We start from the raw sequence: 18273 nt of genomic DNA, 5'->3' as shown, positions 1-18273 counted from the left end.
GCACACTATGGTTTACGATTAATATATAAAGTTTTTATTACTAACAAGGTTGTTGAATGTCTTTTATAAAACTGTATTTTTTAGCGATTTTTACTGCTGTTATCTTCGTATCGCCCGTTATTGCTAATGACAAAGACGAGTCCCCTGTTCGCGGGCTAACTGGCTTTGAGAACATCAACGAAAGTCAGCCTTTATGGGAGTTTGGACTTGGTGGTGGCGCTATAGAAGTCGCTAATTACCCGGCATCAAGCGAGCGAAATTTTATTGCATTAGCCGCGCCCTATGTCGTTTATCGGGGCGATGTATTTCGGGTTGGGGGTGGTGATGGCATGCGTGCAGTTGTTGTTGAAACAAGTGATTTTGAATTAGACCTCTCCTTTGGCGGTGCATTCTCTGCCGACAGTGATGACAATACATCTCGAGCTGGTATGCCTGAATTAGACTTCTTATTTGAAATAGGGCCACAATTAATTTATCGCATTAAAGACTATAAATTTTCACAAGGTGGAGATGCAAGACTCAAAGCTCGCTTGCAAGCAAGAGCGGTATTTTCTACTGATTTTGATCGCATCGACGATCGTGGTTTTGTTATAGAGCCAACCATTTCATACCAACAGCGTGGTGCAATTTTTAAAGAAGTAGGCTTAAATATCGCTTTTAGCTTAACTTTTGCGACTGAAAAATTACAAGATTACTTTTATCAGGTTGATCGCAAATTCGCCAATAGCAATCGCCAACAATATAATGCCAAAGGAGGCTATTTGGGCGCCGAACTTTCTATGGGTCTGTCATTACCCATACGAAAAAATATCCGCGCATTTATCACTGGCTCAGCACAATTTCATCAAGGTGCAGCCAACCAGAATAGTCCTCTTTATGAAGAAGACATTACTTACAGCGTCGGTATTGGCTTTGTTTGGCGCTTATACGAAAGTGACAAAAAAGCGAGTTGGTAACAAACCTTTCAATGACACTAAAACAAATAGCTACTATTGATTAAATTGACTTATAAAAAAGTTAACACTGCTCTAAACTGTAGATAATCAATTACAAAAGGAAAAAAACGATGTTCTCAATTAAAAAATTGTTCTCTTTAATGCTTAGCTTAACCTTGGTTGCTTGTGCTTCAATGGGAGATGGTAGTAAAGCAGAACAACAGCAAGAAATTATAACGATGAAAGATACGGTGCTTAACCAACTTTTTGCTAATAAACCAGATACCCGTAGCCAAATTAATTCAGCGGCAGGTTATGCTGTCTTTTCGAATGCTAATATCAATTTAATATTTATGGCAGCTGGTACAGGCTATGGTGTTGTTAAAAGTAATAATTCAGCTAAATATACTTATATGAATATGGCTGAAGGTGGTATAGGCCTTGGTCTTGGTGTTAAAGATTACCGTATTGTTATGGTATTTCATACGGCACAAGCAATGAATGATTTTGTTAATCAAGGTTGGAGCTTTGGTGGTAATGTTGATGCCGCTGCAAAAGCGGGTGATAAAGGCGGTTCAGTTGAAGGAGAAATGTATTACGGTGATGTAACTGTCTACACTTTTACTGAAAATGGCTTAGCCCTGCAGGCAACAATAAAAGGCACTAAGTTTTGGCAGGACAGTAAGCTTAATTAACAGCCCAACTCAGTAGTCATTATCCTTAGTTAAATCTGTTATTGATGTAAAGTGCACAATATGTAAATAAACCTTGTGCGCTTTAAGGGAAAATCAACATAAATTAACTTCGGTTGATGGACAACCTTAACTCTGGCTAAATTCCACTTAATTATAAAAACCATCAAGAAGATGAACTTACCTTTTTATCTATGGTCTATTTAGCCGAGTAATAAGTCGTTAACTTGAATGTTTAATAATAAGTGCTTTTATTAAAATCAATAACGTAAACAGGTATATAAAAACGGTATTTACAAGGAGGTTTACAATACAAGGTTATAAGTTTGCTATTTTTTTCTCTATTATTTTCCATATTTTTGTTGTTTTACTGTTAAGTAATACGAAAGACAAACCGATCGATAATTTCACCAAAACACCAAAAATAGTACCTATTAATAGTTTTATCTATTATAAACCGATTGAAAATAAACAAGAAAAAGTCATTTCCGTTGATAGTGAACAGAAAAAAGTAGCACAAAAAAAATTAGCCATTAAAGACGTTGCACAGCAAAAGATAGAAATTAAACCATCAAGTCCTTTAATAAAAGCGATAACTGCTCCGCTAAAAAAACAACAGCCTGAAGAGGTAAAACACCACACAACTTCCCAAAATTTATCTCGCCTTAAAGATAAAATTAATCAGCAAATAATCGACCAAGCCATGCAAAACTTCGCTAAACCTAATACAGGCTCGTTAATGCATGGTACACCGAGTTATGTTCCGCACTCTTTTGTTGAAGATACACAAAAGAAGAAGATTGGCTCAACAGCTAGTCAGGTGGGGAATGGCTTTAGTGTCAAAAAAGGTGATAACGGTACTTGTACGTTAACTGAAGATTTATCAGTTATTGGCCTTCAAGGCAAAACGACATCACAATTTAACTGTGGTTTATCAAAAGATGAGAAAAACTTTAAAAGGCATATGAAAAATGTCCTTAAAAAGTTAGGCCATTAATAAAAGATTAACCAACCGTAGCAGCTAAAAAGCATCGATAAATGACCATGCCCAATCTATACTTAGGTTATAATATGAGCAGTTGTGCTGTATATCGCAAAGTAAACCTTTCGACTGAGAGTGAAATTCACCTCACTTTTACAATATTATCAACGCACAACAATACCAAAATAACTACTACAACTAGACTTTCTATTAGTTATCACTGCGGTGAATAGTACTTATTTAATCAAATGATTCGTAGTAGCTCAAAAATCAGGTAAACTATAAGCAAAATTTTTCCTTGCTAATGATGATAATGTTATTAGCCCATTAGAACTAGAGAGAGTTTTAAATGAGTCTATATTTAGAGTACATTAAAGAAATTGAAAATCGTAAGAATGAGCTAGGATTAGCTCCTCTACCCATTGATTCTGCTGATCTATTATCAGAAATCATTGCTCAAATTAAAGATTCTGCAAATGAGCATCGCGAAGATTCACTTAACTTTTTCATTTATAACACTTTACCAGGCACAACCAGTGCTGCAGGTGTAAAAGCTGAATTTTTAAAAGAAATTATTCTAGCTCAGTCAGTTGTCGCAGAAATTACCCCAACGTTCGCTTTTGAATTGTTATCTCATATGAAAGGCGGCCCTTCAATTGAAGTACTTCTTGATTTAGCATTATCTGATGACGCAGCAGTAGCAAAACCAGCAGCAGAAGTTTTAAAAACTCAAGTATTTTTATATGACGCTGATACAGCACGTCTTGAAGCTGCATTTAAAGCAGGCAATGCACTGGCGAAAGATATTTTAGAAAGCTACGCTCAAGCTGAATTTTTCACTAAGTTACCTGAAGTTGAAGCAAAAGTTGAAATAGTCACTTATATTGCCGGTGAAGGTGATATCTCAACTGATTTATTATCTCCAGGTCATCAAGCACATTCACGTGCTGACCGTGAATTACATGGCCAATGCATGAGCACTCCAGAAGCTCAAGCAGAAATTAAAGCATTACAAGTTAAGTACCCTAAAGCGAAAGTCATGCTTATCGCTGAAAAAGGCACTATGGGTGTTGGTTCATCTCGTATGTCGGGTGTTAACAACGTTGCACTATTGGCAGGTAAACAAGCAAGTCCATACGTACCGTTTATTAACATTGCGCCTATAGTTGCGGGTACTAATGGTATTTCTCCAATCTTCTTAACAACCGTTGATGTAACTGGCGGTATTGGTCTTGACCTTAAAAACTGGGTTAAGAAAGTCGATGCAAGTGGCAACGCCGTTGTTGATGCAAATGGTGATGCAGTTTTAGAGGAAGCTTATTCTGTAGCGACTGGTACCGTATTAACTATCGATACCAAAGCGAAAAAATTATACAACGGTGACAAAGAGCTTGCGGATATATCTTCAGCCTTTACACCACAGAAAGTAGAATTCATGAAAGCTGGCGGTTCTTACGCGGTAACATTTGGTAAGAAATTACAAACGTTCGCAGCTGAAACACTTGGCGTAGCAACACCACCTGTATATGCCACTTCAAAAGAAATTTCTCATGAAGGTCAAGGTTTAACCGCCGTTGAAAAAATATTTAATAACAATGCTGTTGGTGTAACATCGAACACACCATTACATGCAGGCTCAGATGTTCGCGTTAAAGTTAACATTGTTGGTTCTCAAGACACAACAGGTCCTATGACATGTCAAGAGCTTGAAGCGATGGCAGCATCTACTATTTCTCCACTAGTAGACGGTGCATACCAATCAGGTTGTCATACAGCGTCAGTTTGGGATAGCAAAGCTAAAGCTAACATTCCTAAATTAATGGCATTCATGAACAAGTTCGGTCTTATTACTGCACGTGACCCGAAAGGCGTTTACCATGCAATGACTGATGTTATTCATAAAGTATTAAATGATATTACCGTAGACGATCGCGCAATCATCATTGGTGGTGACTCGCATACTCGTATGTCTAAAGGTGTAGCCTTTGGTGCTGACTCGGGTACAGTAGCAATCGCACTTGCCACAGGTGAATCGGCTATGCCAATCCCTGAGTCTGTAAAAGTTACTTTTAAAGGCAAGATGCAAGGCCACATGGATTTCCGTGATGTAGTTCATTCTACTCAAGCGCAAATGCTTAAGCAATTTGATGGCGAAAATGTCTTCCAAGGTCGTATCATTGAAGTGCATATCGGTACATTATTAGCTGACCAAGCATTTACCTTTACTGATTGGTCTGCAGAAATGAAGGCAAAAGCCTCAATCTGTATTTCTGAAGATGAAACACTAATTCAATCACTTGAGCTTGCTAAGAGCCGTATCCAGATAATGATCAACAAGGGTATGGAAAACGAAGCGAAAACACTTAACGGTTTAATCGCCTTAGCTGACCAACGTATCGAAGGAATAAAATCAGGCACTACGCCAGCATTAGCACCAGATGAAAATGCTAAATACTACGCAGAAGTAGTAATTGATTTAGATATTATCGACCAGCCAATGATTGCTGATCCAGATGTAAACAACGACGATGCTTCTAAACGTTACACTCATGATGTTATTCGCCCTGTTTCATACTACGCTGATAAATCAGTTGACCTAGGTTTTGTTGGTTCTTGTATGGTTCACAAAGGTGATATGCAAATTATCGCTCAAATGTTCCGTAATATGGAAGCACAAGGTAACAAGATAGAATTTAAAGCTCCATTAGTTGTTGCACCACCAACTTACAATATTGTTGATGAGCTTAAAGCTGAAGGCGATTGGGAGATTTTACAAAAATATTCAGGCTTCGAATTTGACGATGCTGTACCTAAAAATGCTGCACGTACTAAGTACGAAAACATCATGTACCTTGAACGCCCAGGCTGTAACTTATGTATGGGTAACCAAGAAAAAGCTGAACCTGGTGACACGGTTATTGCAACATCAACACGTTTATTCCAAGGTCGTGTTGTAGCAGATACTGCTGAGAAAAAAGGCGAATCGTTACTTGGCTCTACACCGTTAGTTGTACTTTCAACGATGCTTGGTCGTTTCCCAACAATCGAAGAGTACAAGTCAGCAGTAGAGGGTATCGACTTAACTCGATTTGCTCCTCCTACGCATGAGATGACGACTAAGTATACTGCTCAAGCAGTACCTATTACAGTAATGTAATCACCGATATAGAGTCCTTAATAAGGGACTCTATTTTAAGCGATACATTAAAATAGACTTAGAAATATAAGGGTTATTTATTTTGGTTGAGTGAGGTAAAACTTACTATCAACTAAAATAAGTAATCCTTTTTTATTTTAATCTTCTAGTTATTAAAAATGGCACAGCCATGCAAGGACTATCCTCACTTAACTGGGTCTGTAATTAAGTGAGCACGTGAGAGAAGTTTACATTGAACAGAAATGCTTCTACTGACTAGCGCATTCAATATTAGCAGATAACGAAGGCATAATTAAATTTGGAAACGACTTTCTGTCATCAAACTTTTCAATACCTTTTAACACTTCAATGGTAAAACCATAAGTGCCACAAATCTCGTAAGACTGTCTCATCATAAAAGTAGCCAGCTTATCAAAATGAGTATCAGACTTAGGGTTAACCACTAAGTGATATTTATTGTCAGAGAGTTTTGTTTGTTCAAACTGAATATTGTGATCAAAATCCCATTGTGAAGCTCCGTTTTCAGAAACAATGTTGGTACAAGCAGATAGAGCAAAACAAGTAATAGCTAAAGTAAATAAACGCATCATAAGTCCTTTTCAAATAATAATTTATAGTATAAAGCAGCTGTACTCTACCATCGACAACCAAAAATGTACTAATGCTGAGACAACATAGCTGCCAAGGTATGGCGATGGTGCTGAGACAGTTCACGGTTCCTAAACATAAAAACCAGCAAAAATGCTGGTTTTTATATGAGGTTAGTCAAGCATTTACAAGTGCTTTTCTAAGAATTCACCCACCACCTTAAATGCTTCTATGCGATTTTCATTTTCATCGAGATAATGTGTACCATTAGCAAACTCAACAAAATCGATATCTAAATCAGCGTCTTTAGCCGCATCATAAAAATCGTCAGATTGGCTAAACCTTACCTGAGTATCATGTTTACCATGAATCAATAATATCGGTGCTTTGATCTGTTTAAGATAGTTAATTGCAGAAGTCGCTTTAAGACTGGCAATAATTTTATCGTCCGTTGGGTTACCAATGGTTTTATCAATAAAAGGTCGTTTAGATTCGTATCTGTATTCATCTTTTGCTAACTCAAGTAAGTCACCAATCCCAGCGATACTGGCAATACATTTAAATTGCTTGGGCCTTTGAAATGCAGCCGTTAATGCCACATAACCGCCGTAGCTAGCGCCAACAATACAGCTATTATTAGTATCAACCAGTTCGGTCTCAGCTAACCAGTCTATCGCCTCATAAATATCATCTTGCATACGTTTTCCCCACTGTTGGTAGCCAGCGGTTTGATAAGCGTTACTAAAGCCAGTGGAGCCACGAAAGTTAACTTGCAGTACGGCATAACCTTTACTGGCAAAGTATTGCACAAACGGACTAAAGTATTGGTAATCTCTTGATTGTGGACCGCCATGAGGGTGAATAATCAAGGGTGGTTTTTTATTATTACTCATTGGCGTTGTTGGCAACGTTAAATACCCGTGCAATGACATACCATCAGATGCTTCAAATTGAAACGGTTGAACACTAGCCAGCGACTTACCTTCTAAATAGGGGTATTGACTGATCCAAAAACCACCTGATTTTTTAGCTAAATCTAACCAAAAAAACTTAGGGGGTGAATTATCTCGCTGAGCAGCTACTAAGATTTTCTTTTTATCTTTGCTCATACTATAAATACTGGCTTGGTATTGCTTGAAACTATTTTTTACAATGTTATAGATTTCAGTGTCAGCATCAGTAAAAAAATGATTCTTACGGTAGTGCTCGAAATAAATAGCACCAATAACTTCATTTCTATCCGCATTAAAAATAGCACCTTCTACATCATAGTTATCATTAGCATATAATAGCTTATCGTAGGCTCCCGACTTAATATCATATTGCCAAAGTGCGTCTCTGTGTAACTTGTGATCAGAGATAACAATCGCCTTATCATCACTAACTAAGATAGGAGAAAAAGTTTCACCTTCGAACGCCTTTTTAGAGTGTAATAACTTCCACTCATCATTATTGTCTTTTCTGTACCATATATTCGTAATAGTACTGTCATAATCGTCAGACCCTACACCCAATACGACATCACCCGCTTTATTGGCAACCCAACTATAAACGTCATATTTATTAACGAATAACTTTTCAAATTTATTTTCATAAATATTAACTTTATAGACAGATTGTCCTTTATCTTTAGGAGAGTACATCTGCAATAATACAAATTCTTTTTCTGCTTTTAATAACGAAACAACTTGTTGAGAGCTGTTTAAATCATACATAGCGATTTCTGCACCCGTTAAACTGCGAAGGTTTGCTGCACGATTTAATTCAACCAACTTACTGCCGTCAATGTTAACCGAAAATAATCGATTAACTCGAAATCTATCACCCCATTGCTTTTTAGAGTAACTCGACGATACCAACAAACGTTCATTATTTGCCCACATAACCGAGTCTATTCTGTCTTTAGACTTTTTAAGGCTAACAAGTTTTATAATGCTATTTGAGCCAAAGTCACTCATCACAACCGACGGACCATCTTCACTGTTAAATATCCCAGCAATATGTTTACCATCTGGTGATACGGTAGGTTCTTGAATTATAGGTAAGTGACCAAACTCCTTGTAGGTTAACGTTTGTTTTTCTGCATGACTTAAGAAGGTCACGCTGAGCAATAGAATAGTGATTATTATTTTTTTCATTACTGCATCCTAGCGACTTGTTGATTAGCGGTAGTTGTCATTATCGATGATACGATAAAAATCATTTACCTATATCTTTACAAATTATTTACAAAATTGCCAGTAAACTTGCCATATTTATAATTCAGGTCGATCCAAACTAATAACGACGTGGGTCATTGAAAAAAAGATGACTGATAATAATGATCAAAAAAGGAAGGTAATAAAGTATATCGCTGACTCTCACTAAATAGCGTTGGTGAATTGGGGCTTAGGTACTTAGTTCAGTAAAGATTAAGCGCTAACTAAAACAATAAGCCATAAAAAATGCCATTCACTATCAATAGTGAATGGCATTTCAGCATAAATGCAAGTTTATCGTTTACTTAAAAACAATGATTATTTCTTTTTCTTTACCGCTTTTGCATTAGGTAAATCAGTAATTGAACCTTCAAAAATTTCAGCCGCTAAGCCAATAGATTCATTTAATGTTGGATGAGCATGAATGGTTAAGCCTATGTCTTCTGCATCAGCACCCATTTCAACGGCTAAACAAATTTCGCCCAACATTTCGCCTGCGTTGATACCAACAATGGCACCACCAAGAATACGGCCCGTTTCTTTTTCAAAGATTAACTTAGTTTTACCTTCAGTACGGCCAGAAGCGATAGCACGACCAGAAGCCGCCCAAGGGAAGTTAGCGACTTCAATGTTTAAACCTTGCTCTTTAGCTTCAGTCTCTGTTACGCCAGTCCAAGCCATTTCAGGATCAGTGTAAGCAACAGAAGGGATACAACGTGGTTCAAAGGTATGTTTCTTACCTGAGATAACTTCTGCTGCACAATGCGCTTCATGAACCGCTTTATGTGCAAGCATAGGTTGACCAACAACATCACCAATAGCAAAAATATGTGGAACGTTAGTACGTAGTTCATTCGTTACATTGATAAAACCACGTTCATCAACGTTAACACCTGCTTTGTCAGCAGCAACTAAATGACCATTTGGCTTACGGCCAACAGCCACTAAAATTTTGTCGTAACGTACCGGTTCTGCTGGTGCTTTTTTACCTTCAAAAGTCACATACAAACCGTCAACTTTAGCTTCAACTGCAACCACTTTAGTAGATAACATAATGTTGAAGTTTTTCTTGTTGAAATTAGTATAAATTTTAACAATGTCTTTATCTGCAGCTGGTACTAATTGATCAGCAAATTCAACCACTGAAACATTAGCGCCTAAAGCTCTGTATACCGTACCCATTTCTAGACCGATAATACCACCACCCAATACTAACATTTCATCAGGAATGTCATGAAGTTCTAAAGCGCCTGTTGAATCAATAACGCGTGGGTCATCATTTGGAATAAAAGGTAAATCGATAACAGAAGAACCAGCGGCGATAATAGCATTATCAAAAGTAACCGTCGTTTTCTCGCCGTCATTGCCTTCAACTTCAATGGTTTTATCTGAAGTGAACTTGCCGTAACCATAAACTGTAGTCACTTTACGCGCTTTAGACATTCCACCTAAGCCGCCAGTAAGTTGAGAGACTACGCTATCTTTCCAGTCACGAATTTTATCTAAATTAATTTCAGGCTTACCAAAAGTAACCCCGTGTGAAGCCATTGCAGCTGCATCATCAATAACTTTAGCAACATGAAGTAATGCTTTTGATGGGATACAACCCACATTCAAACAAACACCACCTAATGTTTTTCGGCTTTCAATTAAGACTACATCTAAACCTAAATCTGCAGCACGGAATGCCGCTGAATAACCACCAGGGCCTGAACCTAATACTACTACTTGAGTTTTAATTTCGTTACTCATGTTTACCTCAATTAACTTGTTGTTTTGTCATTTATCGCTTTGCCAATATGGAAAGCCACAAATATAATATTATTTATACTTTACTGGGCGGAATTTTACTTAAACTCCTACCAAAGTACCATCTTTAATCGCACCTTCTTTGACCAAAGTAGTAAAAAGTGAGAGGCACTTCTGCCTGCTCACTTTTATCTTAGCGTCAAAGACTCTATCAATTATAAGATCAATTGACGAATATCAGACATTACACTGGCTAAGTGTACCGTAAAGCGCGCGGCTAAGGCACCGTCAATAACACGATGGTCGTACGACATTGATAATGGCAACATAAGTTTAGGCTCAAAATCCTTACCATTCCACTTAGGTTTTATTTCTGATTTTGAAACACCTAAAATTGCCACTTCTGGAGCATTAACAATCGGCGTGAATGCTGTACCACCAATACCACCAAGACTAGAAATAGTAAAACATCCACCTTGCATATCGGTCGCTTTCAATTTGCCATCTCGTGCTTTCATGCTAATTTCTAGAAGTTCACGAGAGAGTTGATGAATACCTTTTTGGTCGACATCACGTACTACCGGGACGACTAAACCATTAGGCGTATCAACAGCAACACCGATGTGAATGTATTTCTTGAGAATTAAGCTTTCTCCGTCTTCACTCAAACTTGAGTTAAACGCAGGGAATTCACGTAAAGCATCAGCAACCGCTTTTAAAATAAAGACTAATGGCGTGATCTTAAAGCCTAGCTTTTTCTTTTCACAAATAACATTTTGTTCTTTACGAAACGCTTCAACATTAGTGATATCAGCTTCATCAAATTGAGTAACATGTGGAATAGTTACCCAATTACGATGAAGAAATGGACCTGATATTTTTTGAATACGCGTAAGTGCTTTCGTTTCAATTTCGCCAAATTTCGAGAAATCGATAGCCTTAGCACTGACGACCTGTAATCCACCCTCACCCGCAGCAACAGAGCTACCCGCGTTAGCTTTAGGTCGAGACAGTTCGTATTTCACGTAAGACTGTACGTCTTCTTTTAAAATACGATTTTTTCTGCCCGTTCCTTTAACTAAGGTTAAATCAACACCATATTCACGTGCAATACGGCGAATCGATGGCGAAGTATAGATACTGCCCGATGAAGCCACTTTACCCGCTTGTGGGTGATGCGGAACAGGAGCAGCCTTTTGTGGTGCGGGTTTAGCTTTCGGTGCTTCAGCAACTTCTTCAGCAACAGGAGCAGGAGCAGCGACCTCAACCGGTGAGCCACTTGATGTTTCAAGCTTAATAACAATAGCGCCCTGCTTTACTTTGCCACCAACGCTAACCAATACTTCTTTAACGGTACCCGCATGTGACGAAGGCACGTCCATTGTAGCTTTATCTGTTTCTAAGGTGATTAAACCATCTTCAACTTCAATAACATCACCAACACTCACTAAAACGTCGATAATTTCAACTTCACCGTCTTCACCAATATCAGGAACTGCAATATCAATAATTTCACTTTGTGCTGATACCGCCGCTTTAGCTGGAGCCTCAGCAGGTGCAGGAGTTGACTCAACTTCTGCAACAGTTTCTTCTACAGCTTCTGCTGGCGCTTCGTCTGTAGTTTCAGCCGTTTCAGGTGCTGCTTGCGATGATGTCATTTCAGCAATCACATCACCTTCTTTAATTTTATCGCCAACACTGACCAATAATGCTGATAACTTTCCAGCAAATGGTGCCGGGATATCCATTGATGCCTTATCAGTTTCAACGGTAACAATTCCTTCGTCTGCTTCGATTGAATCGCCAACAGCAAAACAAATTTCAATAATTTCTACTTCGTCGCCACCAACATCAGGGACTAGAATTTTTTGACTATCTGACATATTAATTCTCCTAGTCTGCTTATGCGTAAAGTGGGTTAAGTTTTTCAGTATCAATATCAAAGCGTTTAATCGCTTCAGTAACTACTGAACGCTCAACATCACCACGGTTAGCTAACTCAAATAACGCCGCAACAACAATATAAGCAGCATTCACTTCAAAGTGAGTACGTAAATTAGCGCGACTGTCACTGCGACCAAAACCATCGGTACCTAAACAGCGGTATTCGGTGTCTATGTAGGCACGCACTTGCTCTGAATAGTTTTTAATATAATCAGTTGCTGCAATTGCAGGACCATTTTCTTTGGTAATAACGTTAGAAATGTACGCTTGTTTTTGCTTACTTTCTGGGTGAAGCATATTCCAGCGTGCAACATCTTGACCGTCACGGGCTAATTCATTGAATGAAGTTACTGAGTAAACATCACTTGAAATACCGTAATCAGCACTTAAAATTTGTGCCGCTTCACGTACCTTTTCCAAGATAGTGCCTGAGCCCATCAACTGCACGTTAACTTTTGGTTTTTTCGAAGCTTTCTTCGCTGCTACCGTTTCAAGCTTGTAAATACCTTTAATTATTTGCTCTTCAACATTTTTATTTTCAGGCATCGCCGGATGTTTATAGTTTTCGTTCATCAAGGTTAAGTAAAAGAAAATATTTTCATTTTCTTCATACATGCGACGTAAACCTTCACGCACAATAACCGATATTTCATAACCATAAGTAGGATCGTACGTCACACAATTAGGGATCAAACCTGCTTGCACATGTGAGTGACCATCTTGATGTTGTAAACCTTCACCATTCAAGGTTGTTCGACCGGCAGTAGCGCCTAGTAAAAAGCCTTTTGCTTGGCTATCACCTGCTGCCCAAGCTAAGTCACCAACACGTTGGAAACCAAACATAGAGTAGTAGATGTAAAATGGGATTGTTGTCGCATTACAAGTAGAGTAAGACGTACCCGCTGCAACCCAAGACGCCATAGCACCTAATTCATTAATACCTTCTTGTAAAACCTGACCTTTTTTATCTTCACGATAATAAGCAACTTGATCAGCATCTTGAGGAATGTATTTTTGCCCTTCGTTTGCGTAAATACCCACTTGGCGGAATAAACCTTCCATACCAAAAGTACGCGCTTCATCAGGGATAATAGGCACGATACGCTTGCCTATTTTTTTATCTTTTAATAGTGCATTCAATACACGAACAAAGGTCATTGTTGAAGAAACTTCACGATCACCAGAGCCTTTCAATATTGCGTCAAAGACTTTAAGAGATGGGATTTCTAACGTTTCATCTGCTTGTACACGACGAGCAGGTAAAGAACCCCCTAACGCTTCACGACGCGCTTTCATGTACTTGAACTCTTCGCTGTCTTCAGGGAATCGATAGAAAGGCAAATCAGCAATTTCATCATCATTGATCGGCATATTGAAACGATCACGGTAAAGCTTAATAGACTCAACATCCATTTTCTTCACGTTATGAGCAACATTCAATGCTTCGCCTGAGGCACCTAAACCAAAACCTTTTACTGTTTTTGCTAGAATGACAGTTGGACGACCTTTAGTTTCTATCGCTTTTTTATAAGCGGCGTAAACTTTAACAGGATCATGGCCACCACGATTCAAACGATAAATATCTTCATCAGACATATTGGCAACCAATGCCGCTGTCTCAGGGTATTTATTGAAAAAGTTCTCACGGGTATATTTACCACCCTTGGCTTTACAGTTTTGGTATTCACCGTCAACCGTTTCTTCCATAAGTTGTAAAAGTTTACCTGAAGTGTCACGGGCAATAAGGGCATCCCAGTAAGAACCCCAAATAACTTTAACGACTTCCCAGCCAGCGCCACGGAAAGTACCTTCAAGCTCTTGAATAATTTTGCCATTACCACGAACAGGGCCATCTAAACGCTGTAAGTTACAGTTAATAACAAATGTTAAGTTATCTAAACCTTCACGCGAAGCTAAACCAATAGCACCTAATGATTCTGGCTCATCGGTCTCGCCATCACCTAAATAACAGTAAACGCGTTGTGCTGAACAATCTTTGATACCACGATCGGTTAAATATTTAAGAAAACGCGCAGTATAAATTGCTTGTAATGGACCTAGCCCCATAGAAACAGTTGGGAACTGCCAGAAATCTTTCATCAAATGAGGATGAGGATAAGAAGATAACCCTTTACCATCACATTCTTGACGAAAGTTATCCATTTGAGATTCAGTTAAACGACCTTCCATAAAGGCACGCGCATAAATACCTGGAGAGATATGTCCTTGTGCGAAAATAAAGTCACCACCGTCTTTTTCAGAAGCCGCTCTGAAGAAGTGATTAAAACCGACATCGTATAACATCGCAGAAGAAGCAAAACTGCCTATATGTCCACCTAAGTCTAAATCTTTTTTCGACGCACGAAGTACCAGCACTAAAGCGTTCCAACGAATAGCTGCACGAATGCGTGCTTCAATCGTTTGATCACCTGGCATATTAGGCTCTTGCCCAGGAGGTATGGTATTTACATAAGCTGTTTTTGCTTCAAAAGGTAAATGTGTGCCACTGCGACGAGCGCGGTCAATAAGTTTTTCTAAAATGAAATGTGCACGATCTGGACCTTCATTTTCCAGAATAGAATCCATAGATTCCAACCACTCTTGGGTTTCCAATGAATCTAAATCAATTTTTGGGAGCTCAGACATAATTACTTAGTTTCCAATAGTTAGTAAGTATATATAGTCATCATTACTCTATATGCAGGTTTATTGCGTTTCAAAACTAGCACTACGGCGTTACTCATTGTTGCAATAGCGAACCATTGCTGCAAACGAATGCCTTGTATCTATAATTTTGCACTCACACTAAACTTCAACATCTTAAATTATGATAGCTATAAGTTAAATTTCTGTGTTTAAAGATAGTCAACTTTTGCATATTTACATGCTTTGATTAACGTTAAACAGTTATTTTCTAAATTTTATTTTGCAACGTAATAGCTATTAATATTCACTACGTTGCATTCTGCGCATTGATCTTTCCATGCGACTATCTTCTTGTGACATTTTTAGTAGCACTTCTTCTATAAAAGCGAGGTGACGGTGGCTTGCCCCCCAAGCTTTTTGTGGCTGACCACTAATAATTGCGTCTAACAAGCGTTTTCTAAATTCAGCCATTTGCGCAAATATATCTGGGCGCTTAGCTAAAACAGTAAGATTTTGCTCAATATTATCAATCAACAAACTCGACATACTTCGCGCTAAGTGCAGGGTGACCGCATTGTGTGACGCAGCACATATAGCAAGATAAAAGTCGAATATAGCTTCAGCCTCTAAACGTAAATCATTTTCTAACTGGGCATTGCCGATACCGTCATGCTTTTTCTGTATTTCAGCAAAATCATTTTCCGTGCCTCGCATCGCCGCATAATATGACGACATACCTTCAATACCATGACGAAACTCTAAGAGATCAAATTGCGACTCTTTACTTTTCGACATTAACTCAAATAACGGATCAGACAAGCCTGATAAAATTTGGTCACTAACAAATGTGCCACCACCTTGGCGACGATTTACTAAGCCTTTAGCTTCTAACTTTTGAATAGCTTCGCGTAATGAGGGTCGAGAAACATCAAATTGTTTTGCTAACTCTCGTTCAGGTGGTAATTTTTCACCTGCTTGCAAGCTACCTTCAAGAATCAAGGCTTCTAATTGTCGTAAAATTACATCCGACAATTTTGCTTGCTTAACTGGCTTTTGGATACCTGACAATGTCATAACTAACAGCTTAACCTATAGTTTTATTGGCCTAGAGTTAGATAAAACTAAAAAGTGATTAAACTTTCTTTGTAAATCTTCTAAAAAACCAAGAGGTAAATTGGTCTTACCAATCAAAAAAGTGGTGTAAAAATACCAAAAAAAACACATTTTGTAAAGAGAAGATAGATCAGCTAGGCTGATTTTCCAAGTACTATTTTAGAGCTCAAACTCCAAACAACTGTTTGAATAGCTAACACAATAACTCAAATAAAAGCCTTATATCGAACACTATTCAACCAACAAGGTGGTCATTAAGCTAAATTATTTTATCTGGTTAGTTTTAGTTTTATACGCATTGAGATTCGATAACAGATCAAAAAAAACATTATAAAAATTATTGAAAAGCCCGCTATAAATTACGCTTAACTCTTATAAAAGGGCTAGATGTTAAATAAAATAGCCCTTTACAAAGGTGAGTTTCCATTAATTAAAAGTCAATTTAAGCGACACAAAACAATAATGAATTATAGGACTATTTTTTAATTTATAGCTTTATCTGACCAATCTAAACGAATATCCCACCCTTCTACTCGATGCTCTGGCTCTAATGGTGCAACTGATTCATCGATCGTCTTATGAACGTTAATTGCAGGCGTAATATTGACATCGCGGCCATGAATAAAACTCTGCGTTCTGACAATTTGGGTATAGGCTTTATTCATCGCATAAGCACGTTGCTTGGACGGGGTAATTAACGCATAAACATCCGCTTGCTTTACTTTCTCCTTATCAACAGAGCCATCTTTTTTATACCACTTGCTGTGCATTTCCATGTTTTCTCGAAACTCATTACCGCCACCATTAATTTGCAGATATTGTAAAATTTCTCCCTCTTGCTGTCCTTTCGATGGTGCATCTTTCATGCCTTTTAAATTGATATAGCCCCAACCTGCTCGTCCAGTTACTTTTCTTGGAAAAGCAAACGTTTGATCAATCGTGGTACCTATAGCGGAGTGACAACCCATGCAGTAGAAAGTTTCTTCATAAGACTGAGGTCGTAACTCACCATTATAATCTTCTATGTAGCCTTGAATAAGCCAGCCAAATTTGTTATTAAAACCACGGTCTTTAACACGGATATAACTGGGTAATTGTTCATCAAGTTTCTCTTTTCGCTCTCGCCGATAAGCACTGTCTATTGCCGAGTCATTTAATAATTGCGTTTTAGTCATATAGCGCAACTCTTTCATCCGTTGCGGAATAGTGGTTTCACCCTTTGTATCAACCCCAACATAACGAACTGAATGCATAATTTCGGTGTTAACCGGGTATTGTTGACGAGGCACTTTAATCTGCTTGGCATCGCCAACAAAGTATTCTTGAGCTAACAATAATTCAACTTGTCTGGTGAATTGACCATCTATATTTAAGTCGCTATTAAGCTTTACTTCATCGGCTGGGAAAATATCTATTTGTGGTAAAGCCTTAATACTCATTTCAACTAACGAAAGATTAATTAAATAGACATCTTCATTATATTCGCCATTAAGTTGCCTAAACTCTGCTGATAAGCGAATTAATACATCATCTGTGGCGCCATTCGTTGGCCAAAAGGTTCCCGGAAAGGGTTTGTAATTAAACGCCACCCAACCTGTGCCATCTTTAGCAATACCTTTATCATTAAAGGCTTCACCGGCTAAATTATAGTTTTCCAAGTCGGGAATAAAACCTTGCCAGTTATTATCTTTTAATGTCGTCGACAATTGACTGTAGTTATCTTGATCTATGTATTGTGCTATTTGTTCATCAGATATTTTTGCTATCCAGGATTCGCGGTTAACAAATAAGTTTTTCCAGCTATTACCTTCACCTTCATCCGAAAAATTGTAAAGACCCTGATTAACCCCGTCATTACGTAAATTATTGCGGTAACTATCAGTTTCAGTATGGCTATAGGTTTGATGGCAGGTGTAACAGGGATTGTTACTCCCTGCAGTTTTGGTGTAACACTGCGATGGAATAGGTGCTTCTTCATTAATGCTGCCATTCGCTGTTGGCGTGATTATTTCACTCATGTCTACTTCGGGTAATAAGCCCTGAGTCATTTTTTCACTTTTTGATAAACTCGAAAAACCAATAAAGGAAATCGTCACTAGTAAACTAAATATTAATACGTAATTTTTCATAAGCTTTAATAGCCCCTCATTTATATATTCAGTAAATTATACAAGGCTTTTATTACAGTTATTTGAAGCGCACTTTCATATTTTCTTAACAATAAAGTCAAAAAGACGTCACCTAAATGTCACACCCCGATATTACTTTA

General features: G+C 38.1%; 11 protein-coding genes. 4 read left to right on the top strand and 7 right to left on the bottom strand.

What is annotated here, in order from left to right:
• The first annotated feature begins 56 nt into the window (after nt 1–56).
• The 4 genes from H4J75_RS07640 to H4J75_RS07625 all read left to right on the top strand — a co-directional run bounded on the left by H4J75_RS07640 (nt 57) and on the right by H4J75_RS07625 (nt 5766).
• Nucleotides 57–956 carry a MipA/OmpV family protein gene (locus tag H4J75_RS07640; protein ID WP_182213641.1) on the top strand — a complete coding sequence of 300 codons (900 nt, stop codon included), beginning with the start codon at nt 57–59 and terminating at the stop codon, nt 954–956.
• A gap of 110 nt (nt 957–1066) precedes the next feature.
• Nucleotides 1067–1630, top strand: a complete 564-nt coding sequence (locus H4J75_RS07635) for a YSC84-related protein (RefSeq protein ID WP_182213643.1) — start codon at nt 1067–1069, stop codon at nt 1628–1630.
• Nucleotides 1631–2330: 700 nt separating this feature from the next.
• Nucleotides 2331–2624: a hypothetical protein gene (locus H4J75_RS07630; protein WP_182221784.1), complete on the top strand. Its 294-nt coding sequence runs from the start codon at nt 2331–2333 to the stop codon at nt 2622–2624.
• 334 nt (nt 2625–2958) lie between these two features.
• Nucleotides 2959–5766 carry a bifunctional aconitate hydratase 2/2-methylisocitrate dehydratase gene (locus tag H4J75_RS07625; protein ID WP_182221783.1) on the top strand — a complete coding sequence of 936 codons (2808 nt, stop codon included), beginning with the start codon at nt 2959–2961 and terminating at the stop codon, nt 5764–5766.
• 248 nt (nt 5767–6014) lie between these two features.
• Here H4J75_RS07625 and H4J75_RS07620 read toward each other — a convergent pair whose 3' ends face one another.
• The 7 genes from H4J75_RS07620 to H4J75_RS07590 all read right to left on the bottom strand — a co-directional run bounded on the left by H4J75_RS07620 (nt 6015) and on the right by H4J75_RS07590 (nt 18133).
• Nucleotides 6015–6356: a hypothetical protein gene (locus tag H4J75_RS07620; protein WP_182221782.1), complete on the bottom strand. Its 342-nt coding sequence runs from the start codon at nt 6354–6356 to the stop codon at nt 6015–6017.
• A gap of 183 nt (nt 6357–6539) precedes the next feature.
• Nucleotides 6540–8492 carry a S9 family peptidase gene (locus H4J75_RS07615; protein WP_182213651.1) on the bottom strand — a complete coding sequence of 651 codons (1953 nt, stop codon included), beginning with the start codon at nt 8490–8492 and terminating at the stop codon, nt 6540–6542.
• Between the two features lie 378 nt (nt 8493–8870).
• Nucleotides 8871–10304, bottom strand: a complete 1434-nt coding sequence (gene lpdA, locus H4J75_RS07610; RefSeq protein ID WP_070375807.1) for a dihydrolipoyl dehydrogenase — start codon at nt 10302–10304, stop codon at nt 8871–8873.
• A gap of 212 nt (nt 10305–10516) precedes the next feature.
• On the bottom strand, nt 10517–12184 hold the full coding sequence (gene aceF / locus H4J75_RS07605) for a dihydrolipoyllysine-residue acetyltransferase (protein ID WP_182221781.1): 1668 nt from the start codon (nt 12182–12184) through the stop codon (nt 10517–10519).
• A gap of 19 nt (nt 12185–12203) precedes the next feature.
• Nucleotides 12204–14891, bottom strand: a complete 2688-nt coding sequence (gene aceE / locus H4J75_RS07600; protein WP_182213654.1) for a pyruvate dehydrogenase (acetyl-transferring), homodimeric type — start codon at nt 14889–14891, stop codon at nt 12204–12206.
• A 297-nt stretch (nt 14892–15188) separates the two neighbouring features.
• Entirely contained in the window at nt 15189–15950 is a 762-nt protein-coding gene (gene pdhR / locus H4J75_RS07595; RefSeq protein WP_157471132.1) for a pyruvate dehydrogenase complex transcriptional repressor PdhR, read from the bottom strand.
• Between the two features lie 536 nt (nt 15951–16486).
• Nucleotides 16487–18133: a hypothetical protein gene (locus H4J75_RS07590; RefSeq protein WP_182221780.1), complete on the bottom strand. Its 1647-nt coding sequence runs from the start codon at nt 18131–18133 to the stop codon at nt 16487–16489.
• Between the last annotated feature and the right edge of the window lie 140 nt (nt 18134–18273).

Source organism: Colwellia sp. BRX10-1 (assembly GCF_014077545.1).
Taxonomy (GTDB): Bacteria; Pseudomonadota; Gammaproteobacteria; order Enterobacterales; family Alteromonadaceae; genus Colwellia_A.
The sequence above is the reverse complement of the archived record's forward strand: the minus strand, read 5'-3'. Positions and strand labels throughout refer to the sequence as shown.